General features: G+C 44.6%; 11 protein-coding genes and 1 pseudogene. 8 read left to right on the forward strand and 4 right to left on the reverse strand.

Annotated elements, in window-relative coordinates; genetic code table 11:
- Window positions 1-23 precede the first annotated feature (23 nt).
- The 4 genes from DYADSP32_RS04960 to DYADSP32_RS04975 all read left to right on the forward strand — a co-directional run bounded on the left by DYADSP32_RS04960 (window position 24) and on the right by DYADSP32_RS04975 (window position 5,479).
- Window positions 24-3,626, forward strand: a complete 3,603-nt coding sequence (locus DYADSP32_RS04960) for a response regulator (protein ID WP_149243750.1) — start codon at window positions 24-26, stop codon at window positions 3,624-3,626.
- Window positions 3,627-3,734: 108 nt separating this feature from the next.
- Window positions 3,735-4,094, forward strand: coding sequence for a response regulator (locus DYADSP32_RS04965; protein ID WP_149243749.1), 360 nt, complete (start codon window positions 3,735-3,737; stop codon window positions 4,092-4,094).
- 15 nt (window positions 4,095-4,109) lie between these two features.
- Window positions 4,110-4,919: a CheR family methyltransferase gene (locus DYADSP32_RS04970; RefSeq protein ID WP_149243748.1), complete on the forward strand. Its 810-nt coding sequence runs from the start codon at window positions 4,110-4,112 to the stop codon at window positions 4,917-4,919.
- Window positions 4,901-5,479 carry a chemotaxis protein CheB gene (locus tag DYADSP32_RS04975; RefSeq protein WP_149243747.1) on the forward strand — a complete coding sequence of 193 codons (579 nt, stop codon included), beginning with the start codon at window positions 4,901-4,903 and terminating at the stop codon, window positions 5,477-5,479. The genes DYADSP32_RS04970 and DYADSP32_RS04975 overlap by 19 nt, the downstream gene beginning before the upstream one ends.
- Before the next feature lie 23 nt (window positions 5,480-5,502).
- Here DYADSP32_RS04975 and DYADSP32_RS04980 read toward each other — a convergent pair whose 3' ends face one another.
- Window positions 5,503-6,234, reverse strand: coding sequence for a thioredoxin-like domain-containing protein (locus DYADSP32_RS04980; protein WP_149243746.1), 732 nt, complete (start codon window positions 6,232-6,234; stop codon window positions 5,503-5,505).
- 89 nt (window positions 6,235-6,323) lie between these two features.
- Window positions 6,324-8,138: a M61 family metallopeptidase gene (locus DYADSP32_RS04985; RefSeq protein WP_149243745.1), complete on the reverse strand. Its 1,815-nt coding sequence runs from the start codon at window positions 8,136-8,138 to the stop codon at window positions 6,324-6,326.
- 190 nt (window positions 8,139-8,328) lie between these two features.
- Between DYADSP32_RS04985 and DYADSP32_RS04990 the strand changes: the two genes are divergently transcribed.
- The 4 genes and pseudogenes from DYADSP32_RS04990 (at window position 8,329) to DYADSP32_RS05005 (ending at window position 10,960) form a co-directional block, all read left to right on the forward strand.
- Window positions 8,329-9,849, forward strand: coding sequence for a glycosyltransferase family 39 protein (locus DYADSP32_RS04990; protein ID WP_149243744.1), 1,521 nt, complete (start codon window positions 8,329-8,331; stop codon window positions 9,847-9,849).
- Between the two features lie 152 nt (window positions 9,850-10,001).
- Complete coding sequence (gene lspA, locus DYADSP32_RS04995; protein ID WP_414617521.1) at window positions 10,002-10,526, forward strand: signal peptidase II; 525 nt, start codon at window positions 10,002-10,004, stop codon at window positions 10,524-10,526.
- 68 nt (window positions 10,527-10,594) lie between these two features.
- A pseudogene (locus tag DYADSP32_RS05000) lies at window positions 10,595-10,735 on the forward strand (protein tyrosine phosphatase); the annotation flags it as partial.
- Between the two features lie 42 nt (window positions 10,736-10,777).
- Complete coding sequence (locus tag DYADSP32_RS05005; protein ID WP_414618187.1) at window positions 10,778-10,960, forward strand: hypothetical protein; 183 nt, start codon at window positions 10,778-10,780, stop codon at window positions 10,958-10,960.
- A gap of 63 nt (window positions 10,961-11,023) precedes the next feature.
- On the opposite strand, the gene DYADSP32_RS05010 is transcribed toward DYADSP32_RS05005, so the two are convergent.
- The gene (locus DYADSP32_RS05010; protein ID WP_149243742.1) at window positions 11,024-13,291 is read right to left on the reverse strand and encodes an aconitate hydratase; all 2,268 of its coding nucleotides are present in this window, start codon (window positions 13,289-13,291) and stop codon (window positions 11,024-11,026) included.
- A 359-nt stretch (window positions 13,292-13,650) separates the two neighbouring features.
- Window positions 13,651-16,422: a bifunctional aconitate hydratase 2/2-methylisocitrate dehydratase gene (locus DYADSP32_RS05015; RefSeq protein WP_149243741.1), complete on the reverse strand. Its 2,772-nt coding sequence runs from the start codon at window positions 16,420-16,422 to the stop codon at window positions 13,651-13,653.
- Window positions 16,423-16,652: the final 230 nt, after the last annotated feature.

Here is a 16,652-nt window from a genome sequence, read left to right on the forward strand (position 1 = left end):
GAATAGCACAACGTCATTATTTTATGAGAAAAACTTCCAATTCTATTATTCAACAATTACAGATTGTTTTCTCCTTTTCAATTCTATTGTTGTTTTTTAGTCTTCTGGCATCCTATTACAGTATTCAGAAGCTTATCTCAAACTCACGCCTGGTCAACCATACCAACGAAGTGCTTATCCAGGCCGAGAATATCATCTCTTTACTAAAAGATGCTGAAACGGGACAGCGTGGATATCTGGTCACCGGCGACAGAGAGTTCCTTGAGCATTATAATGGTTCCTATGCCAATGTAACCAAGTCATTTAATGATCTGTCTGATCTTACCGGGGATAATCCGGTCCAGCAGAAGAACCTTCGGGAAATTAAGTCTCTTTATGAGGCTAAATTCGGACAGATGCAGTCTACAATAGACATTACCACAAAAACTGGGATAGATCAGGTTGATCGGGAACAGCGGCTTAAGCAGATGAAGCGCGGCAAAAAATTAATGGATCAAATCCGGATATTGATTGACCATGTGAAAGCTGAAGAAAACAATATCCTAACCGAAAGGCTGGCACAACAGCAAATTTACATCACCTTCACCCCTATCATACTGGTTTTTGCGGCCTTGATATCCCTCCTAATTTCGGTATTTGCTTATCTGCGTATCAAAAAAGATATGGATAAGCGCATTTTGCAACAGATGCAGGAGGAAGCAAAATATCTTGAAACCAATAGACGCATTACGGCCATTGAAGGCGTGACCAAGCAGGTTTCATCAGGAAATTATACAGCGAGAAGCACGGACAGTGGTGAGGGTGAGCTGGGTAAAATTTCACTGGCACTGAATAACATGACTGCTTCGCTGGAGACCACATTCAACGAGCTGAACCACAAGGCATGGATACAGACCGGAGAGATGCGGGTAGCGGATGCCATGCGGGGGGAGAGAATTCTAAAAAACCTGTCTGTCAGGTTGATTGAAACGATTACGGACTATATTCAGGCACCGCTGGGAACCATTTACATCATCGACAGTGAATATAACTTTAAACTTTATGCAAGTTACGGTGCCAGGCAGGTTCCTGAAACCATTGAAGTGGGTAAAGGAATGACCGGACAGGCCATTATGAGCCAGAAAAAAATCGTCCTTCATGATTTGCCGGAAACATATTTTAACATTCAGTCTTCGCTTGGTCATGTGAGTCCAGCCACCGTGGTGATTATGCCGCTGGTATTTGGTCACGAGTGTATTGGTGTGATCGAGATCGGGATGCTCGGTAGGCCCACAGCGCAGCAGATGGAATTTCTGGATGCAAGCATCGAGAGCATTTCCATTGGGGTAAACGGAGCATTGGATTATGTTAAACTTCAAAACTTCCTGGAAGAAACCCAAACGCAGTCGGAAGAGCTGCAGGCACAACATAACGAACTCGAAAATCTCAATGCTGAGCTGGAGGCGCAGACACAAAAACTCCAGGCATCCGAGGAAGAACTGCGGGTACAACAGGAAGAACTGCGGCAGACGAATGAAGAACTGGAAGAAAGAAGCAGTTTACTGGAAGAAAAAAATCTCGAGATACAGAAGAAGGCCGCAGAATTGGAACTCACCACAAGATACAAGTCGGAGTTCCTGGCTAACATGTCTCACGAACTTCGGACACCGCTAAATTCCATTCTTTTACTCAGCAGATTATTGTCCGACAACGATGAGAAAAACCTGACCGACGACCAGGTTGAATACGCTACGGTAATCCAATCATCGGGCAACGGCCTTCTGGGTCTCATTGACGAAATTCTTGATCTCTCCAAAATTGAAGCCGGAAAAATGGATCTGGAATATGAAACCGTATCCATCACCGATATCACAGAGGACCTCCGCTCTTTGTTCAATCCTGTTGCCAAACAAAAAGGGTTACAATTTAATATAGAAATTTCCCGAGACACCCCTCCGGTGATCGAATCGGATAAAATGAGATTGGAACAGATTCTTAAAAATTTGATTTCCAATGCATTGAAATTCACATCGCAAGGTTCGGTGACGCTTTCCGTTAGCCATGCCAACGGAAGTGCGTCCATGATTGTATTTGACGTAAAGGACACTGGAATTGGTATTTCCCCAGATAAACAACATTTGATTTTCGAAGCATTTCAACAGGCCGACGGATCAACAAAAAGGAAATATGGCGGCACCGGGCTTGGCCTTTCCATCAGCAGGGAGCTGGTCAAACTATTGGGTGGGGAAATTTCTGTCACGAGCAAGAGCGATGAAGGAAGTGTTTTCACCATAACCATACCCACTTCCCGGCACGGTGCAGAAAACCATCCATACCAGACCAATCCATTTGCATCCATTGCACCGGAAGTTGTAGCTGAACTGTCTCATCAATCAGAATACCAGTTTATTAGTCCTAACATTCCGGAAAGCATCCCCGATGACAGAGCAAATATACTGCCCACAGACAAAGCCTTACTCATTATTGAGGACGATGTCACTTTTGCCAAATCGCTGCTGGCTTACACCCACAAGAAAGGCTACAAAGCACTTGTGGCTGTACGGGGCGATGAGGGGTTGGAACTGGCCGTTGAATTCAAACCAACAGGTATACTGCTCGACATTGAGTTACCAGTAAAAAGCGGCTGGCAGGTGATGGATGAACTGAAACAAAACCCGATTACAAGACACATTCCGGTTCACATGATGTCTTCTCACAAAATGAAGAATGAAAGTCTCCTGAAAGGCGCTATTGATTTTATTGATAAACCCGTCGCGCTGGATAAGATGAAAGAGATTTTCGAGAAAATCGAATATGTGGTGAGCCGGAAATCAAAAAAAGTGTTGATTGTTGAAGACAATTCGAAGCACGCCAAGGCATTGGCCTACTATCTGGGTACATTTAACATCAACTCGGAGCTTAAGACCAATATCTCAGAAGGACTGCAAACCCTGAAGGACAATGAAGTGGACTGTGTCATTCTGGACATGGGCATTCCGGATAAAAAAGCATACGAAACCCTGGAGGAAGCCAAAAAGAATCCGGAATTTGAAAATATCCCCATCATTATTTTCACCGGCAAAAGCTTGTCGATGAGTGAGGAGCAAAGAATTAAGCAATATGCGAGTACAATCATCGTAAAAACCGCTCATTCTTATCAGCGCATGCTGGATGAGGTTTCATTGTTTTTGCACATGGTGGAAGAAAACACCAAACCCAATATGCGAGATACATCTTTCAAGAAACTGGATGGATTAACCCAGATATTGAGTAACAAAACCGTCCTGGTCGCTGACGACGATGTGAGGAATATTTTCTCTCTATCCAAATCGCTTGAAAATTATAAAATGAATATCATCACCGCTCTGGATGGCAAGGAAGCTTTGGCCAAATTGTACGAAAATCCGGCCATTGATGTTGTGCTGCTCGATATGATGATGCCCAAAATGGACGGGTACGAAACTGCTACCCGTATCCGCGAAAATCCAAGTTGGAAAAACCTGCCTGTCATTGCCGTTACAGCCAAGGCCATGACGGGTGACCGGGAAAAGTGCATCAACGCCGGTGCCTCTGATTATATTACCAAGCCGGTGGATGTAGATCAGCTGCTGTCCTTGCTCAGGGTCTGGTTGTATGAAAGATATTAATCGGCTGGTGGCAACTTAAAATAAAAATTCTTAAATTATAGTTCATTCCTAAACATACCGAAGGCTCGTTGCCGACCAAGCATTACTCAACTGAAAAACTTAAACAAAATGGCTAAAAAGACGGTTTTAATCATTGATGACGACGCCAGAAATATTTTTGCCCTTAAGGCAATGCTGCTAGCTAAAAAATTTGATTGTGTCGCCAAAACAGGTGCATTGGAAGCATTGGAACTGCTCCGATCCGACCTGCAAGTTGACTTCATTTTAATGGATATGATGATGCCGGAAATGGATGGGTACGAAGCTATTCCCTTGATAAAAAAACTGGAAAACAGGAAAAGTACGCCGGTATACGCCGTGACGGCGCAGGCGATGCTTGGCGATAAGGAAAAATGTTTAAGCGCTGGCGCAGATGCTTATATTTCTAAACCCATCGACGTGGATAGGCTGCTGCAATTGCTTGTTTAATTAAAGTGATATTCTATGGTAACAGATGAAGAGATTGATATTTTGCTGGATGATCTGTTGTGCATACACGGCTATGACTTCACCAACTACGCCAAGGCATCGCTCAAAAGACGGGTTCTAAGGCTTTATTCGTTGGATAAATTTTCAAGTTTCTCCGAATTGCGGTATAAGATCAGAACAAATCAGGCCTATGTAGAGCGCTTTGTTGAGGAAATCACAGTCAATGTTACGGAAATGTTTAGGGATCCGCTATTCTATAAAGCATTACGTAACCATGTTCTTCCACTGCTGGGTACCCGACCGTTTATAAGAATATGGCATGCAGGCTGCGCCACCGGGGAGGAAGTATATTCGCTTGCCATCATGCTCCGGGAAGCGAATCTTCTACATAAATCCCTTCTTTACGCCACCGATCTCAACCCGAGTGTTCTGGACAAAGTACGCAAAGGGATCTTTCCGTTAAATCAGATGAAGCAATATTCGGAAAGCTACATGACCTCAGGAGGACAGCAAGATTTTTCTTCCTATTACACAGCTAACTATGGCCAGGCGAAATTCAAAGAGGAGCTTTCTGAAAAAATCATCATCTCCACACATAATCTGGTATCGGATGGTTCATTCAACGAGTTTGATCTGATCCTATGCCGAAATGTGCTGATTTATTTTGATAAAGACTTACAGGACAGGGCACTCCAATTATTCGATGCCAGCCTGGGGCTGTCTGGATACCTGGCTCTGGGAAGTAAAGAGACTCTGAAATTTTCGGGGGTACAACGTAACTTTCTACAACTTGACAAGGAAAAAATATGGAAGAAAGTGAGCTAAAGAGTCGCTGCGAAATATTACTCATCGGCGGTTCGGCCGGAAGCCTTACGGTGCTGTTTGCATTGTTGCCCACTTTGAAGCCCGACTTCTCCTTTCCAATCGTTCTTGTTCTCCACCGTAAAAATTCAGGTGACTCCACGCTTTCTCAACTACTTGCAGGGAAGTCAAAAGCGCCGGTTATGGAAGTGGACGATAAGGATCCAATTTTACCTGGCAGGATCTACATCGCCCCGGCCGATTACCACCTTCTGATTGAGAAAGACCTCACGTTTTCACTGGATGATTCCGAGAAGGTTAACTATAGCCGCCCAAGTCTGGACGTTACATTTGAATCTGCAGCCGATGTTTATGCCAAAGGTGTTGTTGCAATTATCCTTTCCGGTGCCAATGAAGATGGCAGTCGCGGAATGGCCGCGATTAAGGCATCGGGTGGAACCATCGTGGCCCAGGACCCGTCTTCGGCGCAAATGTCGGTGATGCCCTTGCACGCCATTACCTCAAATGACATCAAACTGATCCTGACGCCTGCCGAAATGGGCCCGTTTATAAGTAATCTGTAATTGGTCGGATGGGAGAAAATATTTCAGCGTAAAACCAGGGAACCTATCTTATCAAATTCTGTGTGTGGTGCCATCGCCTTCACAAGCCCATTTTTATCCAGCAATATAAAATAAGGCGTCTCACCAATCTTATAGCGGTGATTGAATCCGTAAGATTCCGGCACAGGTACAAATCCACAATTGCGTTTGGGAATGGCTTCCCGACATTCGTCCTCGGTGTTGAGCGTGGTGCCCAGAGAGACAATATTAATCCCGCGTCTTTTGTTCTCATTCACAAACTGGGTTATAACCTTAGTGCTGGCAAGAGTCCAGAGTGGTTTTTCATATTTCACCCAAAAGCCCAGCAGCACGTATGCACCTTTTAGTTTTTCGGAATCATATATCTTCCCATCCAGTCCCTCCATTACAAACGGGGCTAGAGTCTCCCCTATTTCAGGTAGAAGATCGGAATCGTAGTTCACCTCTTTCAATCCTGTCTCCCGTCCCGAAGTCCTTGCCACGGCAAAAGATGACGGTTTTCCATATTTATCAAAAACAGGTTCTGTCTTATACTTACCCGGATTCTTGGCTAGCAATTGGTCATATTCGTCGTAACTGATTCTTTTACCGGTTGACTTGTTGATGATCACAGATTCGCGGTTCATTACAAACTGCTGGTTGATCTTCCCTTTATATTCTTTCACCTGAGCAGGTGAAATATTTGTAAAAATTAATTGAAGGAGCGTCAGTGTAACACAGGCCTTTCCGATACGCATTGGCAGAATCAGTAAAATTTAGTTAATAAGCTCCGTTGAAGTGCCACCCATCGGATTGAATTAATAACTGTTAACAGTCCTTAATTATTTCATTTAGTCTCCACAACCTTACTTTCCAACCACTGCTTTCTAAACCCCTGCATTTCTGCCGTCACAGGAAGGCCAGCTTGTTCATTCAGGGCCACCATGAGCTTGGGATTTTCCGACAAGGTTATCATACTCATTTGGACCTCCCCCCTGTGTGCATATTCAACAGCCAACTGGTCACCCGGTTTGTGCCGCCTCAGAATGTCGTCCACATCAGCGCCTGAATTAACATTTCGACCCTCCAACTTTAAAATCTGATCGTCAATATCAAGGCCTGCATGATAAATGGGGGTATCCATAACAGTGTTAGCTAAAATAACGGCGGATCCCTCCTTCCAGCGAACATCACCTAACCATGCCTTCCCCTTGAACTGCCTGCGCAAGACCAAACCCGCCTTTTGCAGCAAAGGAGCATAATTGAAACGTTCATGACCATGGATATACTTTGCAAAAAACGTACTGGCAAAGGCCACATCGCCAGAAACCGAACCCAGTATTTGCTGCAGATCGGCAATCGTGTAGGGTATCTCGGTTTTGCCATGTTTTAGCCAAACCTCCTGCATAAACCTGTCAAGTGTGAGATTTCTGCTTCGCAATTCCAGATCCAGGGCCAATGCAATGGACGCGCCATAGGGGTAATAAGAGGTATAAGTATTGGGATAATTCGTTTTATCCACGGCAATACCCGCATCCACAAACACCGCCATACAGCTAGCCTCAGCGGGAGATATTCTTTTTGCACCTGCCGTGTTCTCTTTTGTGTTGACGAGGGAGGCCACCGTGCCAAGGAATTGATCCATTGATCTGAAACCGGCCCGCTTTAGAATCAACTCGCCGTAATACTGTGTGAACCCCTCAGCAAACCACAGCTCTTGGCTCATATTACTTTTTTCATAATTGAAAGGTTCCAGACTTTTCGGCCGGATCCTTTCCACATTCCAGGCATGAAAAAATTCATGAGAAAATACGCCAAGCAGATTGTCATCACCAGTAAAAACCGTCGGTAAGTGTATAACCGTACTGTTGCGATGTTCCATGCCATCTCCTTTGACATATGGATTTATTGCAGTTAAAAAAGTGTACTGATCTCCTTCAAAAGCTGGAAACCCCTTAAAAACCGCACCAGTTTCCTCCGTCACTTTTTTTAGCTTTTCGGCAAAGCCATCAATCAAACCGTTGCTTGCCTGGGCTTCCAAAGCCAGCCTGAAACTAGACGTGGCGCCGGACAACTTCCATTCTCTCGTTTTCAACCCGCCGATTTTTACGGGAGAATCCATAAAATATTGCAGGTTGGGAGCGGTGTATCTGTGTACATCTTTGGTTGCGTTCAACTGCGTCGCAATCGTCCAGTTCTTTCCTGCGGGCAGGTCAAACGTGACTTCAATCGGTGCCTTATCAAGGTCTTTTACCCAGATAAAGGCCGCAGGAATATTTAGATGTATACTACTAGGATCTATACCTGCATAGGTGCCATCCGGATGATTAGCGTATAAGGTATACGTAAACCGGGTGAATCCTCCCTTATTATCGACCTGGTAAACGTCTCCGTCAAGTCTGTCCACTTTCAAGGCTTCACCAGACTTACCATAGGCTTTCACATCGTAAATATTTTTTCCATACTCATGTGTTGCGTAACGTCCTGGAGACGACCGGCTCATCCTGAATATCAGGCTTTTTTGAACGGCGTTGGTCACCACCAGTTCAAACTTCCCTTCGTGATGAGCGATGTTTGGAAAGGATACATGATAGGCCAATTCTTGTCCGTAACTAACGGCAGAATAAAATAGTATTATCAGTACAAAAGCAATCTTGTTCATGAAACAATAGAAACCGATGATTGAAAGGATAAAAATACCGCAATCATGGCTGAAAACTTTTAAATGTGCGTTCAAATTGAAAAACAAATTTCACTTCCTACCTTCATGCGGACAATGACCTACAACCTTGCCAAACAAAAGCAGGATAATCCACGACACAATTGCCAACCTCCATCTAAACCATCGCCTTGTGAGCAAAAAAAACCTGATACTCTACTTATTTATCCTTTTTAAGCTGGTCATTCAATATCTGGCTATAAGCGATGTGTACGAGTTGCATCGTGATGAATTCCTGCATATTGATCAGGGGAAACACCTTGCCTGGGGATACCTTTCCGTGCCGCCATTCACCTCATGGATTTCGTACCTCATTATCCTCTTTGGAGGAACGGAATTCTGGGTCAAGTTCTTCCCGGCAATGTTTGGCGTGCTGACCCTGGTTGTAGTCTGGAAAGCCACAGAAGAGCTTAAAGGTGGCATTTTTGCATTGGTTTTGGGTGCGATGGCTGTAACAGCGTCTGTATTGCTTAGAATAAATCTTCTATATCAGCCTAGTTCTTTCGATATCCTCGCCTGGACGTTCCTGAATTTTACAGTCATTAAATACATTAATTCAGGAAAAAATAAATGGCTCTATTTTGCCGCAGTCACATTTGCAATCGGCTTTCTCAATAAATATAACATTGCCTTTCAAATAGCCGGATTACTCCCTGCCATTCTCATGACCCAACACCGGAATCTGTTTGTGAACCGGCACCTATACCTGTCCCTTGCACTTGCATTATTACTCATCGCACCCAACCTGATTTGGCAGTACGAAAACAATTTCCCTGTGGTACATCACATGCAATTGCTGGCAAAAACACAGCTCGTTCATGTTCAACGTGCCGACTTTCTGAAAGAACAGCTTCTTTTTTTCATCTCCTCCCTATTTGTCATCATAGCTGCCATGGTGTCGTTTTTCAGATACAGGTTATTTTTCAAATACAGACTTTTCTTTTGGTCCTTCCTGTTTACGCTAGGCATTTTTGTATTGCTGAAAGCAAAGGGCTATTACGCGATTGGTCTTTACCCGATCCTTCTGGCATTTGGCTCCGTTTACTTGGAGTATCTGTGGCAACGGTTTCATTTAAAATGGCTTCCGTACGCTGCAATCGCTACGGTATTGTTACTCTCCATTCCGTTACTCCGCATAGCTCTCCCAAACTACACGCCATCTCAAATACGTGAAAATCCGGAACCATACGAAAGACTGGGCTTGCTGAGATGGGAAGATGGTAAAAATCACACGCTGCCTCAAGATTTTGCCGATATGCTGGGATGGAAAGAGTTAGCCGCCAAGGTGGATTATGCCTATGATGTAATCGCAGATCCTGAACATACCCTGATATTGTGCGACAATTACGGACAGGCCGGAGCCATCAATTTTTATTCAAGACATAAAAATATAGGTGCGATCTCCTTTAATGCAGATTACATCGACTGGGCAAAATTGGATAAACCAATCCGTCACATTGTACTTGTGCAAAATGCCAATGATGACGATAAGAACCGGGAAAGAGAAAAACCGATGTTCCGTAAAGTGGCATTCACCGGGAAAATTGAAAATTTATTCGCCAGAGAGGTCGGCACAAGTGTTTATATCCTGCAAGACGCACGTGTAAATATCAATGATATCTTAAAAAAGGAGGTGGATCAGAAAAGGTGGTGAGATGAAGCTGGCCAGGATTTTATTTTAACCGTGTATAACAGACTCATCCTTATACCCAAATCGGAAGTATTCGATACAAATGACAACAATCTGACGGCAATCAAAACTAATATGTAATAAATTCCTGTTATCCGGGTAGAACCATTTTATCTATGATGAATTCCAAAGGCATTCTCAAAACAATTTCCATTGCATTAATTCTGCTTATTAATATAGGTTGTGACCAGATATCCAAAGATCTGGTTCGTAAGAGAATTGGCTATAACGAAACCATCAGCCTGATTGACAACCACCTTACGCTCACCAAAGTAGAAAATACCGGCGCGTTCCTCAGTGTAGGCAGTGGTCTTCCGGATTTACTGAAATTTATACTTTTATCGGGAGTTCCTCTTTTGGCACTTGCTTTCGGAATCGTGTATCTATTTACAAGACAACATCTGAGTATGATCAGCCGGCTCGCATTGAGCTTTGCCATTGGTGGTGGAATTGGCAATATTTACGATCGCATTATCTATGGCTCCGTAACCGATTTCCTTCATCTCAATTTCGGCATATTTCAGACGGGTATATTCAACATGGCCGATGTTTCGATCACGGTGGGCATGATGTTGTTTTTCGTGCAGTCCTATTTTACAAAAGGTTTGGGAACAAAGATGGAATCGGATAATTTAAACTAAAATTATGTTTATGAGGAAAGATCAATTAGTGCCTTATTTGCCAGAATGAAGTATTCTGGGCTTCCTAAATGTTAAAATTACGATCACGGTTGAACCTATTATTTATCTGTAGCAGAAATCAATGGCGCAGTCCGACTGCCGAAAACATATTTCGAAGACACCATTATAATACTAAGTCGGCTGGTACTTCTGGTAGTGCAAGAACGAAAGTAACTGAAAAACTAATTATATGGGCTGATATAATTTTCGTAATGGAAAAACGGCACCGTACGATGATTCAGCAAAAATTCGATGCCGTTTTGGAAAACAGAAAGTTGATTGTCCTGAACATTCCCGATGACTACCCATACATGAATGAAGAACTTGTCAAGATGCTCGAAATTACGGTAACACCATATCTTAGCCGATATGAGGTAAAAAACGAGCCATTATGACCCGGACGCAACAAAAAAACTCCCGTTTCCAGGAGTTTTTTTGGTTATTATATTTCAATCAGACTACGCCCCCACCGACTTGCGAATGATATTCAATGCCGACCCGGCTTTAAACCATTCTATTTGCTGGGCATTGTAAGTATGATTTACAGAGAATTCATCAATGGTGCCATCGTTGTGATGCAAAACAATTGTCAAAGGCTGCCCCTCGGTAAACGTTTCTAATCCTACAATGTCAATGCTGTCATCTTCCTGAATCTTTTCGTAGTCCGATGGATTAGCAAAAGTCAAAGCCAGCATACCCTGTTTTTTCAGGTTGGTTTCGTGAATACGGGCAAAAGATTTCACCAGTATGGCACGAACACCCAGAAAGCGGGGCTCCATGGCGGCATGCTCACGAGAAGAACCTTCGCCATAGTTTTCATCCCCAACTACTATAGTCCCGATGCCGTGCGCCTTGTAGTCGCGCTGTACATCAGGAACACCTGCGTATTGGTTATTCAACTGATTTTTAACCGTGTTGGTTTTTTCGTTGTAGAAATTAACCGCGCCGATCAGCATGTTATTGGAAATATTATCCAAGTGCCCCCTGTATTTCAACCAGGGACCTGCCATCGAAATGTGATCCGTAGTACACTTTCCTTTTGCCTTGATCAGCAATTTCAACCCTGTTAGATCCGTACCTTCCCATTCCGGGAATGGCTCCAGAAGCTGCAGCCGGTCTGAGGTAGGACTTACCAAAACCTGAACCTGGCTTCCATCTTCGGCTGGAGCCTGGTAACCTGCATCTTCAACAGCAAATCCTCTTGTAGGAAGTTCCATGCCCGTTGGCTCTTCAAGCATTACTTCTTCCCCATCGGTATTCGTCAAGGTGTCAGTAAGGGGATTGAAAGTAAGACGACCGGCAATGGCCAGGGCTGTCACGATTTCAGGTGACGCTACGAAAGAGTGTGTGTTGGGGTTACCATCAGCACGTTTTGAGAAGTTACGGTTGAAGGAAGTGATGATGGAGTTCTTCTCCCCTTTCTCAGCTCCATGGCGTGCCCATTGTCCGATACAGGGCCCGCAGGCATTGGCCAGCACCACGCCACCTATTTTGGCAAATGTATCCAGGAAGCCATCCCGTTCCACCGTAAACCGAACCTGCTCAGAACCCGGCGTGATCGTGTACTCAGAAGTAACTTTTAATTTTTTATCAACAGCCTGTTGTGCCAGAGAAGCGGCACGGCTTACGTCTTCATAAGAAGAATTGGTGCATGATCCGATCAGACCTACTGAAAGAACTTCCGGCCATCCGTTTTCTCTCACCGCCGTAGCGAATTTGGAAAGCGGCCAGGCAAGATCCGGCGTAAATGGGCCGTTGACATGTGGTTCAAGCGTTGTAAGATCCAGTTCGATTACCTGATCGTAATAAGATGCAGGATCCTCATAAACCTCGTCATCAGCACGCAGATATCCTTTCACTGCATCAGCAGCATCCGCTACATCCGCACGATCCGTTGCTCTCAGATAAGCTGCACTTTTCTCGTCGTACGCAAAGATTGACGTAGTTGCGCCAATTTCTGCACCCATATTACAAATGGTGCCTTTCCCGGTTGCAGAAAGACTTTCAGCACCTTCGCCGAAGTATTCCACCACATATCCAGTACCACCTTTTACGGTAAGCTGACCTGCCACCCAAAGAATAACGTCCTTGGCTGCCGTCCATCCGCTTAGTTTTCCGGTCAGTTTCACACCGATCAGGCGTGGCATTTTCAATTCCCATGCAAGGCCCGACATTACATCACTGGCATCCGCACCGCCGACGCCGATCGCAATCATACCCAGTCCGCCAGCATTAGGGGTATGAGAATCTGTTCCGATCATCATACCACCCGGAAATGCATAGTTTTCAAGCACTACCTGATGAATGATCCCGGCACCGGCTTTCCAGAACCCTAAACCATATTTATCGGAAACGGACGAAAGGAAATCGTAAACCTCCTTATTCTTATCAACCGCATTTTTCAAATCCTGTACAGCACCTACCTCAGCCTGAATAAGGTGATCGCAATGCACCGTTGATGGAACCGCAACCTGTGGCCTGCCCGCCTGCATAAACTGGAGCAGGGCCATTTGGGCAGTAGCATCCTGCATCGCAACACGGTCGGGAGCGAAATCCACATAAGCCTTGCCCCGTTGGTAAATCTGTGCGGGCGCTCCTTCCCACAGATGGGAATACAAAATTTTCTCGGTCAGGGTTAAAGGCCGGCCCACCACTTTACGGGCTACTTCTACTCTATCCTGCATGCGGGTGTAAACACCCCTAATCATTTCTAAGTCAAACGCCATAGTATTTTAATTAATGTCTACACATTCATACTTATCAAAAATTGAGCCACCAACAAGAACCAGATGTATTTCCGTCTAGTTCAAAATATAGCTAGTGCCTTGTAACTAGCTTACCTACCATTGATATAAATAACACCTAACAAAAATGTCACCCTGAGCGAAGTCGTCACCCTGAACGCAGTCGTCACCCTGAGCGAAGTCGAAGGGTCGTTTGCAGTTCGCTATATGCAATTCAACTCCGCAAGCACTGACGTTTTTTGGAAGTTTTTAATTTACAACGACCGACATCTCCACCTATGCTTCGACCTCATCGGCGGTCCGCTCGGCAAAACAACGTTCAACATAGTTAACACCCTACGCTATCTGCTCAACTGCTTCACAGGTGGAGCAAACTTGGTCAGATCAATTCCCACCACAGCAGCCTTATATTCATCCAGATTAGGAATTCGCCCAAGGATGGCAGACAACACCACCACCGGTGTGGAAGCGAGCAGCGACTCTCCTTTTTTGCGTTCCGAATCCTCTACTACCCTTCCCTGGAATAGACGGGTCGACGTTGCCAGTACGGTATCTCCCTTTGCTGCCTTTTCCTGATTACCCATACAAAGGTTACAGCCGGGGCGCTCCAGATACATCATATTTTCGTATTCAGTACGTGCCGCTCCCTTGGGCGCTTTGTCATCGAATTCGAAACCGGAGTATTTCTGCAATACATCCCAGTCACCTTCATCTTTAAGTTCCTCAATGATGTTGTAGGTAGGTGCAGCCACTACAAGCGGGGCATGGAATTCAACTTTGCCCTGTTGCTCTTCGAGATTTTTAAGCATCTGAGAAACAATCTTCAAGTCGCCCTTGTGTACCATACAGGAACCTACAAAACCAAGATCAACTTTTTTATCATCGCCGTAATAAGAAAGGGCACGTATGGTATCATGCGTGTAACGCTTGGACACATCTTTGTTATTCACATCAGGATCCGCAATCATGGGCTCCACAATCACGTCCAGGTCAATAACTACTTCTGCGTAATACTTTGCATTTGCGTCCGGAGTTAAGGCAGGCTTCTCACCAGATTTAATCTCCGCAATTCTCTTATCCGCTTTATTAATTAATCCCTGAAGAACCTGTCTGTCATTATCCATACCTTTGTCAATCATGATCTGGATTCTGCCTTTCGCAATCTCCAGTGATTCGATCAGGGTATCATCTTCTGATATACAAATGGATGCTTTCGCCTTCATCTCAGCCGTCCAGTCTGTAAACGTGAAAGCCTGATCAGCAGGAAGCGTTCCCAGGTGCACCTCAATAATTCTGCCCTGGAATACATTCTCGCCACCAAACTTCTGGAGCATCTGAGCTTGTGTAGCATGAACCACATCGCGGAAGTCCATGTGATCCTTCATGTCTCCTTTAAATGTCACTTTCACAGATTCCGGAATGGGCATAGAAGCTTCACCAGTGGCCAGCGCCAGTGCAACGGTTCCCGAGTCCGCACCAAATGCAACTCCTTTCGACATTCTGGTGTGCGAGTCGCCACCAATGATTATCGCCCATTCGTCTACAACAATATCATTAAGAACCTTATGAATCACATCAGTCATGGCGTGATATTCACCTTTCGGGTCACGGGCCGTGATCAGACCGAAGTCGTTCATGAATTTCATAAGCCTTGGGATGTTAGCCTGCGCTTTTTTATCCCATACCGATGCCGTATGGCAACCCGATTGATAGGCGCCGTCAACGATTGGAGAAATCACCGTGGCAGCCATTGACTCCAGTTCCTGAGCCGTCATGAGGCCTGTTGTATCCTGCGAACCAACGATATTTACCTCAACCCGAACATCGGAACCAGCATGTAATACTTTGCCTGGAGTGGTACCCACAGCATTTCTGTTGAAGATTTTTTCAACAGCCGTAAGGCCTTGACCTTCATGAGAAATTTCTTTTGCCGGCGCAAATACAAGTGGAATATCTATCCCAAGAATTTTGGACGCTACAGTCTGTATCTTTTTGCCAAACACTACCGCATAAGATCCTCCGGCTTTGATAAACTCCATTTTCTGTGGCGTGAGTGCCTTGGAGATATCTATCAATTCCTGATCACCATTGTAAAGCTTCTTCGTTTTGGTATTGATGGTAAGCACAGTGCCCGTAGCAACGGAATACACTTCTTCAAGAACAGGATCACCGCTTTCATTCCGAACGATCGCGCCGTTCTCATCAAGCTTTTTGACCCAGTTTTTAAGATCAATGCCAATCCCGCCGGTAACGTCAACCGTGGTGAGGAAAATCGGTGAAATACCGTTGGTACCACCTACAATAGGGGCAATATTAACGAAAGGAATATACGGGCTGGCTGGCTTGCCGGTCCAGAGTGCCACGTTGTTCACACCAGACATTCTCGACGACCCTACGCCCATAGTACCTCTTTCAGCAATGAGCATCACACTTTTGTCGGGATGTTCTGCCTGCAGTGCCTTGATTTCATCCTGGGCTCGTGGAGAGATCATACACTTCCCATGTAGTTCACGGTCTGACCGTGAGTGGGCCTGGTTGCCCGGCGATAACAGATCCGTAGAAATGTCGCCTTCACCGGCAATGTAAGTGACAATCTTAATTTCCTCCGCTACCTCCGGAAGTTTAGTAAAAAACTCCGCCTGAGCATAACTTTCTATTATTTCCTTAGCGGTTTCATTCCCGCTTTTATATGCTTCCTTAAGACGGTCTATGTCTGCATCATATAGGAACACCTGTGTCTTAAGAACCTTCGCTGCTTCTTTGGCTATGAAAGCCTCATCACCCAACGCCAAATCCAGGAGCACACCGATCGAGGGGCCTCCCTTCATGTGTGACAACAATTCGAAGGCATATGCCGGAGATATTTCTTCAATGACTGATTCACCGAGAATGATCTCCTTTAAAAACCGGGCTTTAACTACCGCAGCACTTGTGGTTCCTGGTAATGTATTGTAAATAAAAAAGTTAAGAGAATCCGACCGATGTTCATGACCTGAATCCTTAATTTGCCAAATGATTTCACTTAGCAATTCAGCACCGTCAATGGGCTTCGGATTAAGCCCCTGGGTTTTTCTTTCTTCAATCTCTTTGATGTAATCCTTATAAATATTCATTAATCAAAATTGGATTATCTGTTGTTATTTAAACGTGCAAAATACGAAATTACAGAATATTCAAAGGAGTTCTATACGTAATTGCTGCTATTTAGTATGATTATATACTAGTTGCTATTTTACAACCACGCCCCCGCAATTTTTGTTCTGTTAAGCTGAAATAACCTCTGTAATTCGGTTTAAAAAAGACATAAAAAAACAATTTTATATCCTACCTTTTGCCAAGTACT

Source organism: Dyadobacter sp. 32 (genome assembly GCF_902506755.1).
In the GTDB taxonomy this organism is placed as follows: domain Bacteria; phylum Bacteroidota; class Bacteroidia; order Cytophagales; family Spirosomataceae; genus Dyadobacter.

Coding starts and splice junctions, on each gene's coding strand:
- DYADSP32_RS05015 (WP_149243741.1), bottom strand. CDS start 16,422: ATGAATATTTATAAGGATTACATCAAAGAGATTGAAGAAAGAAAAACC.
- DYADSP32_RS04970 (WP_149243748.1), top strand. CDS start 4,110: ATGGTAACAGATGAAGAGATTGATATTTTGCTGGATGATCTGTTGTGC.
- DYADSP32_RS05010 (WP_149243742.1), bottom strand. CDS start 13,291: ATGGCGTTTGACTTAGAAATGATTAGGGGTGTTTACACCCGCATGCAG.
- DYADSP32_RS04965 (WP_149243749.1), top strand. CDS start 3,735: ATGGCTAAAAAGACGGTTTTAATCATTGATGACGACGCCAGAAATATT.
- DYADSP32_RS05005 (WP_414618187.1), top strand. CDS start 10,778: ATGGAAAAACGGCACCGTACGATGATTCAGCAAAAATTCGATGCCGTT.
- DYADSP32_RS04980 (WP_149243746.1), bottom strand. CDS start 6,234: ATGCGTATCGGAAAGGCCTGTGTTACACTGACGCTCCTTCAATTAATT.
- lspA (WP_414617521.1), top strand. CDS start 10,002: ATGATGAATTCCAAAGGCATTCTCAAAACAATTTCCATTGCATTAATT.
- DYADSP32_RS04985 (WP_149243745.1), bottom strand. CDS start 8,138: ATGAACAAGATTGCTTTTGTACTGATAATACTATTTTATTCTGCCGTT.
- DYADSP32_RS04960 (WP_149243750.1), top strand. CDS start 24: ATGAGAAAAACTTCCAATTCTATTATTCAACAATTACAGATTGTTTTC.
- DYADSP32_RS04975 (WP_149243747.1), top strand. CDS start 4,901: ATGGAAGAAAGTGAGCTAAAGAGTCGCTGCGAAATATTACTCATCGGC.